This is a genomic window from Citrobacter sp. RHBSTW-00881 (genome assembly GCF_013728515.1).
Classification (GTDB): Bacteria; Pseudomonadota; Gammaproteobacteria; order Enterobacterales; family Enterobacteriaceae; genus Citrobacter; species Citrobacter braakii.
Map to the genome: position 1 here is coordinate 290844 of NZ_CP056269.1, position 14942 is coordinate 305785.

Annotated in this window: 17 protein-coding genes; 7 read left to right on the forward strand and 10 right to left on the reverse strand. The window is 47.9% G+C overall.

Annotation, left to right across the window (positions count from 1 at the left end; translation table 11 throughout):
* Positions 1-43 precede the first annotated feature (43 nt).
* Positions 44-670 carry a lysoplasmalogenase gene (locus HV311_RS01390; RefSeq protein ID WP_016154844.1) on the reverse strand — a complete coding sequence of 209 codons (627 nt, stop codon included), beginning with the start codon at positions 668-670 and terminating at the stop codon, positions 44-46.
* 141 nt (positions 671-811) lie between these two features.
* Between HV311_RS01390 and HV311_RS01395 the strand changes: the two genes are divergently transcribed.
* Positions 812-1186, forward strand: coding sequence for a DUF2500 domain-containing protein (locus tag HV311_RS01395; protein ID WP_016154843.1), 375 nt, complete (start codon positions 812-814; stop codon positions 1184-1186).
* 84 nt (positions 1187-1270) lie between these two features.
* On the opposite strand, the gene HV311_RS01400 is transcribed toward HV311_RS01395, so the two are convergent.
* Both HV311_RS01400 and rsmD read right to left on the reverse strand, forming a co-directional pair.
* Positions 1271-1546 (reverse strand): DUF1145 family protein, encoded by a 276-nt coding sequence (locus HV311_RS01400; protein ID WP_191220633.1) that lies wholly within the window; start codon positions 1544-1546, stop codon positions 1271-1273.
* The gene (gene rsmD / locus HV311_RS01405) at positions 1536-2132 is read right to left on the reverse strand and encodes a 16S rRNA (guanine(966)-N(2))-methyltransferase (RefSeq protein WP_016157666.1); all 597 of its coding nucleotides are present in this window, start codon (positions 2130-2132) and stop codon (positions 1536-1538) included. The genes HV311_RS01400 and rsmD overlap by 11 nt, the downstream gene beginning before the upstream one ends.
* 276 nt (positions 2133-2408) lie before the next feature.
* Between rsmD and ftsY the strand changes: the two genes are divergently transcribed.
* From ftsY to rpoH, 4 genes are all read left to right on the forward strand, one after another.
* Positions 2409-3935 carry a signal recognition particle-docking protein FtsY gene (ftsY, locus tag HV311_RS01410; protein WP_181626830.1) on the forward strand — a complete coding sequence of 509 codons (1527 nt, stop codon included), beginning with the start codon at positions 2409-2411 and terminating at the stop codon, positions 3933-3935.
* A 2-nt stretch (positions 3936-3937) separates the two neighbouring features.
* Positions 3938-4606 (forward strand): cell division ATP-binding protein FtsE, encoded by a 669-nt coding sequence (ftsE, locus tag HV311_RS01415; protein WP_003023420.1) that lies wholly within the window; start codon positions 3938-3940, stop codon positions 4604-4606.
* The gene (gene ftsX / locus HV311_RS01420; protein ID WP_016154839.1) at positions 4599-5657 is read left to right on the forward strand and encodes a permease-like cell division protein FtsX; all 1059 of its coding nucleotides are present in this window, start codon (positions 4599-4601) and stop codon (positions 5655-5657) included. The genes ftsE and ftsX overlap by 8 nt, the downstream gene beginning before the upstream one ends.
* A 255-nt stretch (positions 5658-5912) precedes the next feature.
* A complete protein-coding gene (gene rpoH, locus HV311_RS01425; RefSeq protein WP_003023425.1) occupies positions 5913-6767 on the forward strand; it encodes an RNA polymerase sigma factor RpoH in 855 nt (284 codons plus the stop codon).
* Positions 6768-7004: 237 nt separating this feature from the next.
* On the opposite strand, the gene dapA is transcribed toward rpoH, so the two are convergent.
* Genes dapA through HV311_RS01455 form a run of 6 tightly spaced genes read right to left on the reverse strand, consistent with a single transcriptional unit; the run spans position 7005 to position 11319 of the window.
* A complete protein-coding gene (dapA, locus tag HV311_RS01430; RefSeq protein WP_191220634.1) occupies positions 7005-7895 on the reverse strand; it encodes a 4-hydroxy-tetrahydrodipicolinate synthase in 891 nt (296 codons plus the stop codon).
* Complete coding sequence (locus tag HV311_RS01435) at positions 7895-8815, reverse strand: phosphoglycerate dehydrogenase (protein ID WP_191220635.1); 921 nt, start codon at positions 8813-8815, stop codon at positions 7895-7897. Before HV311_RS01435 ends, dapA begins: the two co-directional genes overlap by 1 nt.
* A 1-nt stretch (position 8816) precedes the next feature.
* Positions 8817-9671 carry a PTS system mannose/fructose/sorbose family transporter subunit IID gene (locus HV311_RS01440; RefSeq protein ID WP_052138036.1) on the reverse strand — a complete coding sequence of 285 codons (855 nt, stop codon included), beginning with the start codon at positions 9669-9671 and terminating at the stop codon, positions 8817-8819.
* Positions 9664-10410 (reverse strand): PTS mannose/fructose/sorbose/N-acetylgalactosamine transporter subunit IIC, encoded by a 747-nt coding sequence (locus HV311_RS01445; RefSeq protein ID WP_101700397.1) that lies wholly within the window; start codon positions 10408-10410, stop codon positions 9664-9666. The genes HV311_RS01440 and HV311_RS01445 overlap by 8 nt, the downstream gene beginning before the upstream one ends.
* Before the next feature lie 15 nt (positions 10411-10425).
* On the reverse strand, positions 10426-10911 hold the full coding sequence (locus HV311_RS01450; protein ID WP_049283116.1) for a PTS system mannose/fructose/N-acetylgalactosamine-transporter subunit IIB: 486 nt from the start codon (positions 10909-10911) through the stop codon (positions 10426-10428).
* A gap of 6 nt (positions 10912-10917) precedes the next feature.
* Positions 10918-11319, reverse strand: a complete 402-nt coding sequence (locus HV311_RS01455; RefSeq protein ID WP_047501419.1) for a PTS sugar transporter subunit IIA — start codon at positions 11317-11319, stop codon at positions 10918-10920.
* A 529-nt stretch (positions 11320-11848) separates the two neighbouring features.
* Between HV311_RS01455 and livJ the strand changes: the two genes are divergently transcribed.
* A complete protein-coding gene (gene livJ, locus HV311_RS01460; protein ID WP_101700395.1) occupies positions 11849-12952 on the forward strand; it encodes a branched chain amino acid ABC transporter substrate-binding protein LivJ in 1104 nt (367 codons plus the stop codon).
* A gap of 39 nt (positions 12953-12991) precedes the next feature.
* Here the strand turns inward: livJ and panM are convergent, their stop codons facing one another.
* Positions 12992-13375, reverse strand: a complete 384-nt coding sequence (gene panM / locus HV311_RS01465; RefSeq protein WP_016154837.1) for an aspartate 1-decarboxylase autocleavage activator PanM — start codon at positions 13373-13375, stop codon at positions 12992-12994.
* A gap of 424 nt (positions 13376-13799) precedes the next feature.
* Here panM and livK point away from each other — a divergent pair, with 424 nt between their 5' ends.
* Complete coding sequence (gene livK / locus HV311_RS01470; protein ID WP_191220636.1) at positions 13800-14909, forward strand: high-affinity branched-chain amino acid ABC transporter substrate-binding protein LivK; 1110 nt, start codon at positions 13800-13802, stop codon at positions 14907-14909.
* Positions 14910-14942: the final 33 nt, after the last annotated feature.

The following is a 14942-nucleotide window of genomic DNA, read 5'->3' on the forward strand; positions in this document are numbered from 1 at the left end:
AACCGGAGGATACACTCTGGAGTCGACTCCAGAGTCAAGCGTTTTAAAGATACAACGAACGAACAATCAGGAAATGTCCGGCGAAGTAGCAGGCGGCAGCAATTGCGTTATCGGCGCGGAAGCGGCGACGGTAATGGCTACCCAGCCAGACAATGTTGCCGATGAACAGGAGTGATGCGCCCATAAAGGCCGACAGCGCCGGAGCGGTCGGGCGGAAGAACCACAGCTCACCAGCCATCCAGACCATCATCAGCGTGATACCAATAAAGGTACAGATAGCGATGCGTAGCTCTTCCAGACGCGTCCAGATCACGGCAATCAGCAACGCCCCCAGCACCACCAGCACCAACGGCAAAGGCCAGAAGAACGACAGCGTCATTTGGCTGGCGAAGTAAATGGTATACAGCAGATGCGACAGGAAGAATGCCCCCACGGCATACAAAAGGCGTTGGCGCGGTAACAGCGTCAGCGCATCGCCCAGCAGCGAGGCAAGCAGGCCAGCCAGCACCAGATAGCTGACAGCATTAAACATTGGCGCCTGCCAGGCCAGCAGCGCCAGCAGAAGTAAGGTTAGGGGTTTAAAGACCCAGCGTTGCCAGGCGGGCCCACGATAGGAAGCATCCACGAACAACCATGCGGAAAGGCAGACAGCGATAAACGACCAAAGCATCTTAGTTCCTTGAATTCGTTATTTTTTCGTAAGCGGGGTGCTCACGGCTCTACTGTTCAGTGTAGAGGTCGACACTGCCAGATGACAACACCATAACAGGCAATGTATGCTTATTTCCGCATTTTCTGATGGGTTAATAATATGAGCAAACCACCACTTTTTTTCATTGTTATCATTGTATTAATCGTTGTTGCTGCGTCGTTTCGCTTCGTTCAGCAGCGGCGTGAAAAAGCCGATAATGATACTGCGCCGTTAGTGCAAAAGCAGGTGGTGGTGAGTAACAAACGGGAAAAACCGCTTAACGATCGGCGATCCCGCCAGCAGGAAGTGAGCCCGGCGGGGACCAGCATGCGCTATGAAGTCAGTTTTAAGCCACAAAGTGGCGGCTTCGAGCAGACGTTTCGTCTGGATGCCCAGCAGTACCATGCGTTAACGGTCGGGGATAAGGGAACGCTGAGTTATAAAGGTTCGCGTTTTGTTGATTTTACAGTGAACGCTAAGGTTTCATCTGACTGATGCCGGATGGCGGCTTACGCTTTGTCCGGCCTGGAGATTTTGTCGCCCCGGCCTGCTAAGCGCCGCCGGGCGAAAAGATCACAGTTACTTTTTCAACTGATCTTTAATCTTCTTCTGCCAAACCAGTAACTCAAAGACGCCGAACAGAAAAATACGGATTTTCTCTCCGCGGGTCATCTGCGGGCCATCTTTAGGCATGGTGCTTTTTAACAGCGCCAGTTGTATGCCATGCATCAGCACCATAAAAATCAGTGCGACGTTAACGAAGATGTTAAGCGGGCGTGGAAAGGGTTGGAAAATATTGAGTAGTAAAAATGCCCAGACGCACAACATCAGCAGGCGTCCCAGGTTAATCAGCATCGTGTTCTCCTCGTGCTTCACGTTGGTAAAGGCGATAGGCGACCTGTCCGGCGACTTTTTCGCGGTACAGCGACCAGTTCACCGGAACCGGCGGCAAACCGTTTTCTACTTCGCTTTCAACGTAAATATACGCTTCATTTGCCAGCCAGCCATGAGTTTCCAGAAGAGTTAATGTTTCTTCCAGTAATCCTTTGCGAAACGGCGGGTCAACAAACACCACGTTATGCGGCGTACCCGTCTGGGCCAAAAATGTCAGGGTATTGGTGTTGACGACCCGGGCATGGGGGGCTTTCAGCGTGGCGAGATTGTTTTGTAGCTGCTGTGATACCGCGCGATCCATTTCCAGAAGCGTCGCATTTGCCGCGTAGCGAGAGAGGGCTTCCAGCCCCAGCGCGCCGCTGCCGGCGAAGCAGTCCAGGCAGTGAGCATCGACCATTACCGGGGCCAGCCAGTTAAATAAGGTTTCGCGTACGCGGTCGGTGGTTGGGCGCAGACCGGGACTATCCGGAACCGGGAGTTTACGGCCACGCCATTGACCGCCAATAATGCGGATCTGGCCGCTACCAGAGTGATTCGGTTTTTTCATTTCAATTATTGCTCAATCCGCTGCTGACGTGTCATTCCAGGCGGTGATGTGAGTTAAGTTAACCCGTCGCCTTTCAAGTTACCTCTTCGTTGGCTGCACTTACTCACCCGAATCACTTACTAAAAGTAAGCTCATCGGGATTCGTGCGCTTGCCACCTTGACGTAACTCGAAATTCATTGGGTATAAGTGATAGACTATTTCATCATTTTTTTAGCTGCTATGTACATAGCGTTGACGCTGTGCCATGAAGCAACAGCGGGGGAGTGTAGTCGCAAATGGCGAAAGAGAAAAAACGTGGCTTTTTTTCCTGGCTGGGCTTTGGTCAAAAAGAGCAGGCACCGGAAAACGAGACAGAATTAAAAAACGAAGAACAACAACCGGTTGCTGAAGAAACTACCGTCGTTGACGAACAGCCGCACGCCGAGGAAACCCGTAGCGAGGCGGAAACGGAAGCTTTTGCAGCTGAAGTTGTTGAAGTGACTGAACAGGTTGCGGAAATCGAAAAACTGCAGCCGGAAGCAGAACCTGTTGCCGAACAATCGCAGCCGGAGATTGAGCGGGTTGCTGAACCCGCTGCTGAACCCGTAGTGGAAACGCCAGCGGCGACGGTTATCGAACGCGAAGAATTGCCGCTGCCGGAAGAGGTGAAAACCGAAGAGGTTTCTGCCGAAGAGTGGCAGGCCGAAGCGGAAACCGTGGAAATCGTTGAGGCGGTTGAAGAAGAAGCCGAAAACGAACCGCACCTGACTGATGAAGAGCTGGAAGCGCAGGCGCTGGCTGCTGAGGCAGCTGAAGAAGCCGTGATGGTGGTGCCGGTAGAAGAACCTGCCGTAGAAGCACCGACAGAAGAAGAGGGAGTCCAGGAGCAGGAAAAACCAACGAAAGAAGGTTTCTTTGCGCGTCTGAAACGCAGCCTCCTGAAAACAAAAGAAAACCTTGGTTCCGGATTTATCAGTCTGTTCCGTGGTAAAAAGATCGACGATGATCTGTTTGAAGAGCTGGAAGAGCAACTGCTGATCGCCGACGTGGGCGTAGAAACGACCCGCAAGATTATTGCGAATCTGACGGAAGGTGCCAGTCGTAAGCAGCTCAAAGACGCGGAAGCGCTGTACGGCCTGCTGAAAGAAGAGATGGGCGAGATTCTGGCGAAGGTGGAAGAACCGCTGAATGTTGATGGCAAGACGCCGTTTGTTATCTTAATGGTTGGGGTCAACGGCGTGGGTAAAACCACCACTATCGGAAAGCTGGCGCGTCAGTTTGAGCAGCAGGGTAAATCGGTGATGTTGGCGGCGGGCGATACCTTCCGTGCGGCGGCGGTAGAGCAGCTGCAGGTCTGGGGTCAGCGTAACAACATCCCGGTGATTGCTCAGCATACCGGCGCGGATTCCGCGTCCGTCATCTTTGATGCTATCCAGGCGGCGAAGGCGCGTAATGTAGATGTGCTGATCGCTGATACCGCAGGGCGTTTGCAGAACAAATCGCACCTGATGGAAGAATTGAAAAAAATCGTTCGCGTCATGAAGAAGCTCGACGAAGATGCGCCGCATGAAGTTATGCTGACTATCGACGCCAGCACCGGGCAGAATGCGATAAGCCAGGCCAAACTGTTCCATGAAGCCGTGGGCTTAACCGGTATCACCCTGACTAAGCTGGACGGTACAGCGAAGGGCGGGGTCATCTTCTCGGTTGCCGATCAGTTTGGCATCCCTATCCGCTATATCGGTGTGGGCGAACGTATCGAGGATTTACGTCCGTTTAAGGCGGACGATTTTATAGAGGCACTTTTTGCCCGAGAGGATTAACAATGATTCGCTTTGAACATGTCAGCAAGGCCTATCTCGGTGGGAGACAAGCGCTGCAGGGAGTTACCTTCCATATGCAGCCTGGCGAGATGGCATTTCTGACCGGCCACTCCGGTGCGGGGAAAAGTACCCTGCTGAAGCTGATTTGTGGAATTGAACGGCCCAGCGCCGGGAAAATCTACTTCAGCGGGCATGACATCAGCCGTTTGAAAAACCGTGAAGTGCCGTTTCTGCGTCGTCAGATTGGCATGATTTTTCAGGATCACCACCTGTTGATGGACAGAACCGTGTTTGACAACGTGGCAATTCCGCTGATCATCGCGGGCGCCAGCGGGGACGATATTCGTCGTCGCGTGTCAGCGGCGCTGGATAAGGTCGGACTGTTGGACAAAGCGAAAAACTTCCCTATTCAGCTCTCCGGCGGTGAACAACAGCGCGTGGGCATCGCCCGTGCGGTAGTGAACAAACCGGCGGTATTGCTGGCGGATGAACCAACAGGGAACCTGGATGACGCGTTGTCGGAAGGGATCCTTCGCCTGTTTGAAGAGTTTAACCGCGTCGGGGTCACGGTATTAATGGCCACGCACGATATTGGCCTGATCTCCCGTCGCTCCTATCGCCAAATGGTTCTGAGCGATGGACATCTGCATGGAGGCCTGGCCCATGAATAGACGTGACGCTATTAATCAAATCAAACAGTTCGGTGGCCGACTGGATCGCTTCCGTAAATCGGGCGGCGCGCCGGGAGATGGCGGTCGTAACGCGCCAAAGCGGGCGAAAGCCGCGCCAAAGCCGAACTCGCGTAAAACCAATGTCTTTAACGAGCAGGTACGCTACGCGTTCCAGGGCGCGTTACAGGACCTGAAAAGCAAGCCTTTGGCGACGTTCCTGACGGTGATGGTTATTGCCATCTCCCTGACGCTGCCAAGCGTATGCTACATGGTTTATAAGAACGTCGACCATGCGGCAAGCCAGTATTATCCTTCTCCGCAGATCACCGTTTACCTGCAAAAAACGCTGGATGATGATGCAGCGGCGCGGGTGGTTGGTCAGTTGCAGGCCGAGCAGGGCGTGGAGAAAGTGAATTATCTTTCCCGCGATGACGCGCTGGGCGAATTCCGTAACTGGTCCGGCTTTGGCGGCGCGCTGGATATGCTGGAAGAGAACCCGCTACCGGCCGTGGCGGTAGTTATCCCGAAACTGGACTTCCAGGGCACGGAGTCGCTGAACACGCTGCGCGACCGTATCGCACAAATCAACGGTATTGATGAAGTGCGCATGGATGACAGCTGGTTTGCCCGTCTGGCGGCTCTGACGGGCCTTGTCGGACGCGTCTCCGCGATGATTGGCGTGCTGATGGTAGCGGCGGTCTTCCTCGTCATCGGTAACAGTGTGCGCCTGAGTATTTTTGCGCGTCGCGATACCATTAACGTGCAGAAACTGATTGGCGCGACGGATGGGTTTATCCTGCGTCCGTTCCTCTACGGCGGTGCGTTGCTCGGTTTTTCCGGCGCATTTCTTTCACTGATTTTGTCAGAAATTTTGGTGATGCGCCTGTCGTCAGCGGTTACTGAGGTGGCGCAGGTTTTTGGAACTAAGTTTGATATCAACGGCTTATCATTCGATGAATGCCTGTTATTGCTGCTGGTGTGCTCGATGATTGGCTGGGTGGCAGCCTGGCTTGCCACGGTTCAACATTTACGCCACTTTACCCCCGATTAAAAAATCTCTGGTATAATCTTTCCCTGCACTGAGTAGTTAGCTCTGCAGGGAAAGAGTCCCTGTTATCTCTTCCCGGCGTATTCATTGTGATGTCACATTTTGTGCGTAATCTATACACATTACGACATGGAACTTGTGGATAAAATCACTGTCTGATAAAAGATTGAATGATATTCTCGTTGCTCATAAGCTCTGGCATGGTTGTTGCTATTAGTTTTAGCCAACGCGTCAGATGAAAAGATTGAGAGGATTTGAATGACCAAAGAAATGCAAAATTTAGCTTTAGCCCCTGTTGGTAACCTGGAATCTTACATCCGGGCTGCGAACGCGTGGCCGATGTTGTCGGCTGACGAGGAGCGGGCACTGGCTGAAAAGCTGCATTACCAGGGCGATCTGGAAGCAGCTAAAACGCTGATCCTGTCTCACCTGCGCTTTGTTGTTCATGTTGCTCGTAATTATGCGGGCTATGGCCTGCCGCAGGCGGATCTGATTCAGGAAGGTAATATTGGCCTGATGAAAGCCGTGCGCCGTTTCAACCCGGAAGTGGGTGTGCGCCTGGTTTCTTTCGCCGTGCACTGGATCAAAGCTGAGATCCACGAATACGTTCTGCGTAACTGGCGTATCGTAAAAGTCGCGACCACCAAAGCGCAGCGTAAGCTGTTCTTTAACCTGCGTAAAACCAAGCAGCGTCTGGGCTGGTTCAATCAGGACGAAGTTGAAATGGTTGCTCGTGAGCTGGGTGTTTCCAGCAAAGACGTGCGCGAAATGGAATCCCGTATGGCGGCGCAGGACATGACGTTTGACATGTCTTCAGACGACGAGTCTGACAGCCAGCCGATGGCGCCGGTTCTGTATCTGCAGGATAAATCATCTAACTTTGCCGACGGCATTGAAGAAGATAACTGGGAAGATCAGGCCGCGAACAAACTGACCCACGCAATGGAGGGTCTGGACGAGCGTAGCCAGGACATCATTCGCGCCCGTTGGCTGGACGAAGACAACAAGTCGACGTTGCAAGAACTGGCCGATCGCTACGGCGTCTCTGCTGAACGTGTTCGTCAGCTTGAAAAGAACGCCATGAAAAAACTGCGTGCGGCGATCGAAGCATAATCACGCCGTTTAACGCATTGCCCCTATAACCCCTGGATGCCCATTCGGGGGTTTTTTATGTCTGATTGATACTCCAAACTGCTATCACGCTTTCCTCTGCCAGGTTTGCTTTTGCCTCTCTGGTGTTGTGGAGGGGGGCCGAAGTGATTGATGCCTCTGCGCTTGACAAGGTGACATGTTTGCCCGGTTTCTGGGCAAACATGTCACCTTAATGCAGCCGAATACTGTCGGTAAAACTTATTGTGGCAGGAGATTATAGGCTGCCAGCATCTCTTTGATATCCTGAGTGATGATTTCATTCGGCATATGTATTGGTCTTCTGGTAATGCCTGCGGTGATCCCCATTAAGTTAAGAGCCTCTTTCATTACTGCAGGTGCGGTCATTTTCTTAATGTTCATACGCAGCGCATCGATCTTATTACGCTCTTCCTGTGCTTGATCCAACTGCCCCGCGATAAAGTAGTTATACAAATCCACTTCAATCTTCGGTAAAACATTTGATGTGGCTGCGACGCTGGCAACTGAACCTTCTTTAAATGCATCAAGCATCAGCGAATCTGAACCGTTCAATACTTTAAAATTTTTGTGTTTTGAAATCTCAAGGTACTGTTTTTGTACTTCAAATTTTCCACTGCTATCTTTTATTGCCACGATATTATCGATATCAGCCAGGCGATTCGCTGTTTCGTATTCAATACTTAGGCCCGTTTGCCCTGGGAGATTGTATAGAATAATAGGTGCTGCTGTGCTGGCCGCAATATCATAGTAATGTTTATATAAATCTTCCTGATTAGGCACCAGATAGTAGGGGGTTACAACTGAAATGTAATCTGCGCCAGCATCAACGAGTCGTTGAGTCAGAGCAATAGTTTGCTGTGTGCTACAGCAACCGGCACCGGCGCAAATAGTTACGTCATCACCCACTTCATCAACAACTGCTTTGGTGAGTTCTACTTTTTCATCATCTGATAACAGATGAAATTCACCGTTGGTGCCACAAATAAATAATCCATGAACACCATTATTGACTAACCAGCGAGCCATCTTTCTTGCTGCCGGGATATCCATATTTTCCGTTTCATCAAAAGGTGTCACCATCGCAGTAATAATTCCCTTAAGTTCTTTCATTATCTTTTCTCCAGTTCGTTGGTAACATTTTTAATCGAGATTTGAATTGTGTTAAGATCTGCTTCCTGAGTAAACGAAGCCGCATGTGGCGTGATCGAGTAATTTATGAGTTGTTTTGTTGCTTCTTTTCGTTCTTTAAGTTCAATATCTTCACTAGCAAAAGAAATTTTGTGAGTAATTAAAGCATTGTATAAACTATCTTCATCAATCAAACCGCCTCGTGCAGTATTTATCAATATTGCGGAAGGTTTCATTTTTTCGAATGCGTGCTGATCAATCATGTGCCTGGTGCTATCTAATAAAGGCAAATGAAGCGAGATAACATCACTGAGCTGATACACCTCATCTAACTCTTTAAAGTTTATATACGGAAAAATCTGACTCTGATTGATATAAGGGTCGTATGCAATGATCTCCATACCCATAGCGTTAGCGATGTGGGCTACATGTTTGCCAATAGCACCAAGGCCAATCAGCCCTAATGTCTTTTTATGTAACTCAGTACCCACCAATCTTACATCATTACTAAATTTAGCCTGTTGTTCGATTTCAACATACTTTCTGGCACTGGATAGCATCATTAGAATAGCCATTTCTGCTACCGATACAGAATTGGCGTTGAGTGCTTTATGCACCACAATATTTCTGCTGTTCGCATACTCAACGTTTATATTATCTAAACCAACACCATATTTTGAGATTACTTTTAGTTTTTTTGCACAATCTATAACGTCTTGATCTAAAGGGTCGTTGCCTGTAATAATAGCATCGGCATCTTTAATTTTTACCATCAACTCTTCTTTACTAAAACGTCCGCCGCTCGTATTACATTCGACGATATAACCTGCTGCCTGTAATTCATCCAGATATTTTTGCCCCTTACTAAGAAAGGGCCTTGGCGTTATAAGTATTTTTTTCATATTACAATAAACCGAAGAATGAAAAAATAAGGCTTAAAGAGAGGATTGCTACCAGTATTCGTAGGAAATGCGGTCCACACTTCTGGATGTATATATAAATACCGAGAACCGCAACCAGGGGGAGTAAGTTAGGCACAATTTTGTCTAACATGTCCTGCAGGACAATAGTATTCCCCCCACCAGTAGTAATATGTAGTGGTGTCTTAATCTTTACATAAGTGGCAGAAAGCGCCCCCATCATCAACAGGCCGAACATACCTGCGCCTTCAATAATTTTATGGATACTGCCAGAGTGGAGTATCTCTAAAATTGACTCTTTCCCCTTTTTATAGCCAATATTAAGTGCAAATCGGCTAGCGAAGAACATATAAACAACTTGATAGATCAATGGCAGTAATGCGGCTAATACGTACCCTTGCAATACAAAAGGAATACATACCCCAATAACAATAGGTCGCAATGTGCCAAAATCTAGCGTATCCCCGATACCTGAGACTGGACCCATTAACCCCGTTTTTAAACTGGTCACTAATTGGGTTGTGGCTGTTCGCTGTTCTTCAGGTTCCTGGGATGCTTTTTCTTCTAGTGCGATAGTGATGCCGTTTACCACTGAGCCCCAGTTAGCTTGTGTGTTAAACATCGTCAAATGGCGCTGTAACGCTTTTGAAAGATCCCTCTTATTCGGGTATAGCTTAGCTAAAATCCCTGTCATTGAATTACAAAAGGCTAGAGCCTGTAACCGTTCAAAATTTAATGATGTTTCCGAGAAAGCATGCCATTTTAACCAGACAATCTGCACATCTCTATTCGTAATTGGTGAGCTTTCGGCTTCCTTTAAGTCGATATTATTAGCCATTTTGTGTTCCTTTCGCAGTTTTTGATTGCATGTATAAGAGAACAGCACATAAACCAAAAATGGATATCCCTATGGTGTTTAGCCCTGAATATGTGACCAAGAAGAAACCAATGATGAATAACGGGATGTATTGTTTTTTCCCGATCACAATGATAGTGATAGCAAAACCTAATGCTGGAAGAATATTACCAGCGATAGCTAAGCCGTTGGTGGTCCAGGAGGGTAACAGTTTGACAAATGAGGCAATAGCATCTGGGCCATACAAACAGGCAACGAAAACAGGAACGAAGCGCATAGGGAAGGCCAACAGAATAGGATAGATAGTTGCTACCCGCTGAATCCCTTTGATATCTGCTTTTTCGGCATAGCGATCGGCCATATGAACAAATGTGGTATTAACCGTTTTACGAACGTTTTCGAGGACAACCCCTAATAAACCTATTGGGATTGCCAACGAAATAGCTATTTCAGGTTTTATCCCCGCAGTAAGAGCAATAGGTATAGCGATGCAGGAGGCCAATCCCTCATCTGCTGGCGGGTTCCCACCAGGAGCAATACTACCTATATAGATCATCTGTAATGTCGCACCGACTGATAATGCAGTCGGCATATCATCAAAGATAATTCCCATAATGGGGGCAATAGATAACGGCATGCGCATGATTGAAAAGCCATACCATACCTTCGCTTGTGATATCCAATAAACTAAACCAATCAATATTGCTGTAGAAACGCCCATAAGTTCCTCTCCTTTTTAAGGTAACTTATTCTTTATTTTTTGCAGACTGGCTGGTTCTTCTTCTGGGATAGTCTGGAAATAAACTTTAATATTCCTGTCTTCTATGACTTGTAGTTTTTCTGCATCTTCTTTATTTATTGATATCTGATTAAAGACGATTTTTCTGCCAGGGATGTTTTCTATGCCGCCTACTTGCAACTCTTCAAGTTCTAATCCGCCCTGAATAGTCTTTAATGCTGAATCAATAGATTTGAAAAGGATTAAAAGTTTGCCAGTATAGAAATTTTTCTCATTCCAGCGGGTTGTCGTTTCCTCAATGGATGTCATGATTACTTCGATGCCGCTGGGGGCCGCCATTTTATAAACTTCGGCTAAAAAAGGATCATTATATAATTCGTCATCAATAACTATTATTTTATCGGCGTTGCTCCTTTTCAGCCATTTGGTGATAACCTGTCCATGAATTAGGCGATAATCAATGCGGGCATGTACTATACTCATACTCTATTATCCTTTATTAAATTGATAACTTTGAACCATATCTTTACCGGCATCATGAATACATTGAACATATTCTTCGATGGTGATTTCTTTATCGGAGTCTTGTAACATATTCGCTTCAAGCAGCATGGCAAGGTTTACGCCGCTAATACAATGAATAGGGTATTCTCTGGAGAGAACCGTCGCTACATTTGATGGTGTTCCACCATATATATCGGTAAGAATAACGGTTTTAATATTGGGTCTGAGTATTTTCCTTGTTTGCTCCATTAACGTTTCTGGTGACATCCCGATGATCAGAGAAATAGCCGTTGTATTTTTCGTTTTGCCAACAATCATTTCACTACTGTTTAATAACTCTTTACCTGCGTCACCATGTGTTAATATGATGATATCATAGAGATTCAATGGTTATCTTCCTTATATATATAATCCATATGTTTGATTTATATTTTGTATGTAACAGATTCCATTCTTGAGAGTGGTTTCTGTTCTTTGAATATATATTGTTTTATGGATTTTTAAACGTTACCAAGATCACATATTGAATGTATTGACTAATATGGCTATTTCTAGCGGATGCATATAACGCATAACAAAATAATATAATATTTGGCTTTTATAATTAATAATGTCATTTATATATATTCAACAATGCATCTTAATTAAGATTATATTTTATATCGATGATATAAGGTCATATTATGGAGATGAAATTGATATTTATAGTTTTGTCACCTATATGTTATGTCATCGCAAAAATTCACGTTTCAAATCCATAAAAATGGGGTATGTTTTAGCAGAGTATGCTGAAAATGCACGGTCAGCATGCCTAAATATCAATGTCTTATACTTGGCGTGACGCCAATATCAGAATAATGTGCTAAATAACAACATCACAACAAATGCAACAACCATAACAATGAGGAACCTCAGGATGAAAATGAAGGGTAAAGCGTTACTGGCAGGATGTATTGCACTCGCATTCAGCAACATGGCATTAGCAGAAGATATTAAAATTGCTGTTGTGGGGGCGATGTCTGGCCCGGTAGCGCAGTATGGCGATCAGGAATTTACCGGCGCAGAGCAGGCAATTGCGGATATCAACGCCAAGGGTGGCGTGAAAGGTGACAAACTGGTCATGGTGAAATATGACGATGCCTGTGACCCGAAACAAGCGGTAGCGGTTGCGAACAAAGTGGTCAACGACGGGATTAAATATGTAATCGGTCACCTGTGCTCTTCTTCCACTCAGCCTGCGTCAGACATCTATGAAGACGAAGGCATTCTGATGATCACCCCAGCGGCAACGGCGCCGGAGCTGACCGCGCGCGGCTATAGCTTGGTAATGCGTACCACTGGTCTGGATTCCGATCAGGGCCCAACGGCCGCCAAATATATCGTTGAAAAAGTGAAGCCGCAGCGCATCGCGATTATTCATGATAAGCAGCAGTACGGTGAAGGTCTGGCCCGCGCGGTGCAGGATGGCCTGAAAAAGGGTAACGCCAACGTGGTGTTCTTTGACGGGATCACCGCCGGGGAAAAAGATTTTTCTACGCTGGTAGCGCGTTTGAAGAAAGAGAATATCGATTTCGTTTACTACGGCGGTTACCACCCGGAAATGGGGCAAATCCTGCGCCAGGCACGCGCCGCGGGTCTGAAAACCCAGTTTATGGGGCCAGAAGGTGTAGCGAACGTGTCGCTGTCTAACATAGCCGGTGAATCTGCAGAAGGCTTACTGGTAACGAAACCGAAGAACTACGACCAGGTTCCGGCTAACAAACCCATCGTAGATGCTATCAAAGCCAAGAAACAGGATCCGAGCGGCGCATTCGTATGGACCACCTACGCCGCGCTGCAATCTTTGCAGGCCGGTCTGAACCAGTCTGACGATCCGGCTGAAATTGCCAAGTATCTGAAAGCAAACTCAGTGGAAACCGTGATGGGGCCGCTGTCATGGGATGCGAAGGGCGACCTGAAAGGCTTCGAATTCGGCGTGTTTGACTGGCATGCTAATGGTACGGCGACCGACGCCAAGTGATCGAGTGCCGGGTAAGCGTTAACGCCACCCGGCTTTTTTTTAGCGCTTTTCCCAGCCATTCTCCTGGGCCGTAAACCCTAACACCTGCATAAATGCGGCCATCACGCTGCGGTCTTCAACGCCGACGTCGGCCATCCACCACGAACTCACGTCAGGGTTTTCCCGGATCACTTCTTCGATCAAATACTGCCCGACGCCGCGACGGCGGGTGATATCGCGCACGCGCAATGAATCCAGTGCGCCTTGTGTGCCGCTCAGGGTTACCCGCACGGCGCCTAACAGACGCTCGTTAAAGCGTGCGGCGTAGATCCGGTGCGTTTCATCTACGCTTAATGATGAGGCGGAATATTCCGGCCAGATTTTGCCCAGATCAATCAGGTCCTGGTCGCTAAAGTTATCTAAACGAACGATGGTCAGCTTCATTAACAGCATGTCCAAATCACAAAAGATGGAATCAGTGTACCGAAATAATTCGCCCGGATGCTTTCTCTTTTTAATGCGATTAACCAGGTTAATAGTTTTGTAACAACGACAATGACAGATTGAAACAGTAGAGATTGAAAAACAGGCAGGATAATACCCTGGAATGCAGCATTTTATTCCGCTCTTTGTGCCGTTATTTTATGCTGACAAATGCACTTTTTTTTGTTTATCTATAGTGAAAAGCAGAATATTATCTTTTCTTAATCGACTGAAAAATAGAGATTTTAGCCGTAATTTGCTTAAAAAACTGCGCTAAACCATTAACGAGACTGGTAAAAATAGTACAGTTCAAAAAAAGCACAGTCTGCTTTTTAACCACATAAATACAAAATATATACATCATCACGAATGGGGATTCAGGAAAATGAAACGGAATGCGAAAACAATCATCGCAGGGGTGATAGCACTGGCAATGTCACACGCGGTCATGGCGGAGGATATCAAGGTCGCTGTTGTCGGGGCGATGTCAGGTCCTGTCGCGCAGTGGGGTGATATGGAATTTAATGGCGCACGTCAGGCCATTAAAGATATCAATGCCAAAGGCGGGGTCAAAGGCGACAAACTGGTTGCCGTCGAATATGACGACGCCTGCGATCCGAAACAGGCCGTTGCGGTAGCGAACAAAATCGTCAATGACGGCATTCAGTACGTTATTGGTCATCTGTGCTCATCTTCCACGCAGCCCGCATCAGATATCTATGAAGACGAAGGCATTCTGATGATTTCCCCGGGCGCGACCAACCCGGAACTGACCCAGCGCGGTTACGCACACATTATGCGTACAGCGGGCCTGGACTCCTCTCAGGGGCCGACCGCCGCGAAATACATTCTGGAGAAGGTGAAGCCGCAACGCATCGCCATCATTCACGATAAACAGCAATACGGTGAAGGCCTGGCGCGTTCAGTGCAGGAGAGCCTGAAAGCGGGCAAAGCCAATATCGTCTTCTTTGACGGGATCACTGCCGGGGAAAAAGATTTTTCTGCGCTGATCGCCCGCCTGAAAAAAGAAAATATCGATTTTGTTTATTACGGCGGCTACTACCCGGAAATGGGACAAATGTTGCGCCAGGCACGCTCCATCGGGCTGAATACCCAGTTTATGGGACCTGAGGGCGTGGGCAATGCGTCGCTGTCTAACATTGCCGGTGATGCCGCTGAAGGCATGCTGGTGACCATGCCAAAACGCTATGACCAGGATCCGGCGAATAAAGCTATCGTCGATGCGCTCAAAGCTGACAAGAAAGATCCAACCGGGCCGTACGTGTGGATCACTTATGCAGCCGTCCAGTCATTGGCGACAGCAATGGATCGCAGCGGTAGCAAAGAGCCGTTGGAGCTGGTGAAAGATCTGAAAGCACACGGGGCTGACACCGTGATTGGGCCGCTGAAATGGGACGAAAAAGGCGATTTGAAGGGATTTGAGTTTGGTGTCTTCCAGTGGCACGCGGACGGATCATCGACCGTCGCGAAGTAATAGCTGAAGACGAGTTATCCCACCGCCCGTGCA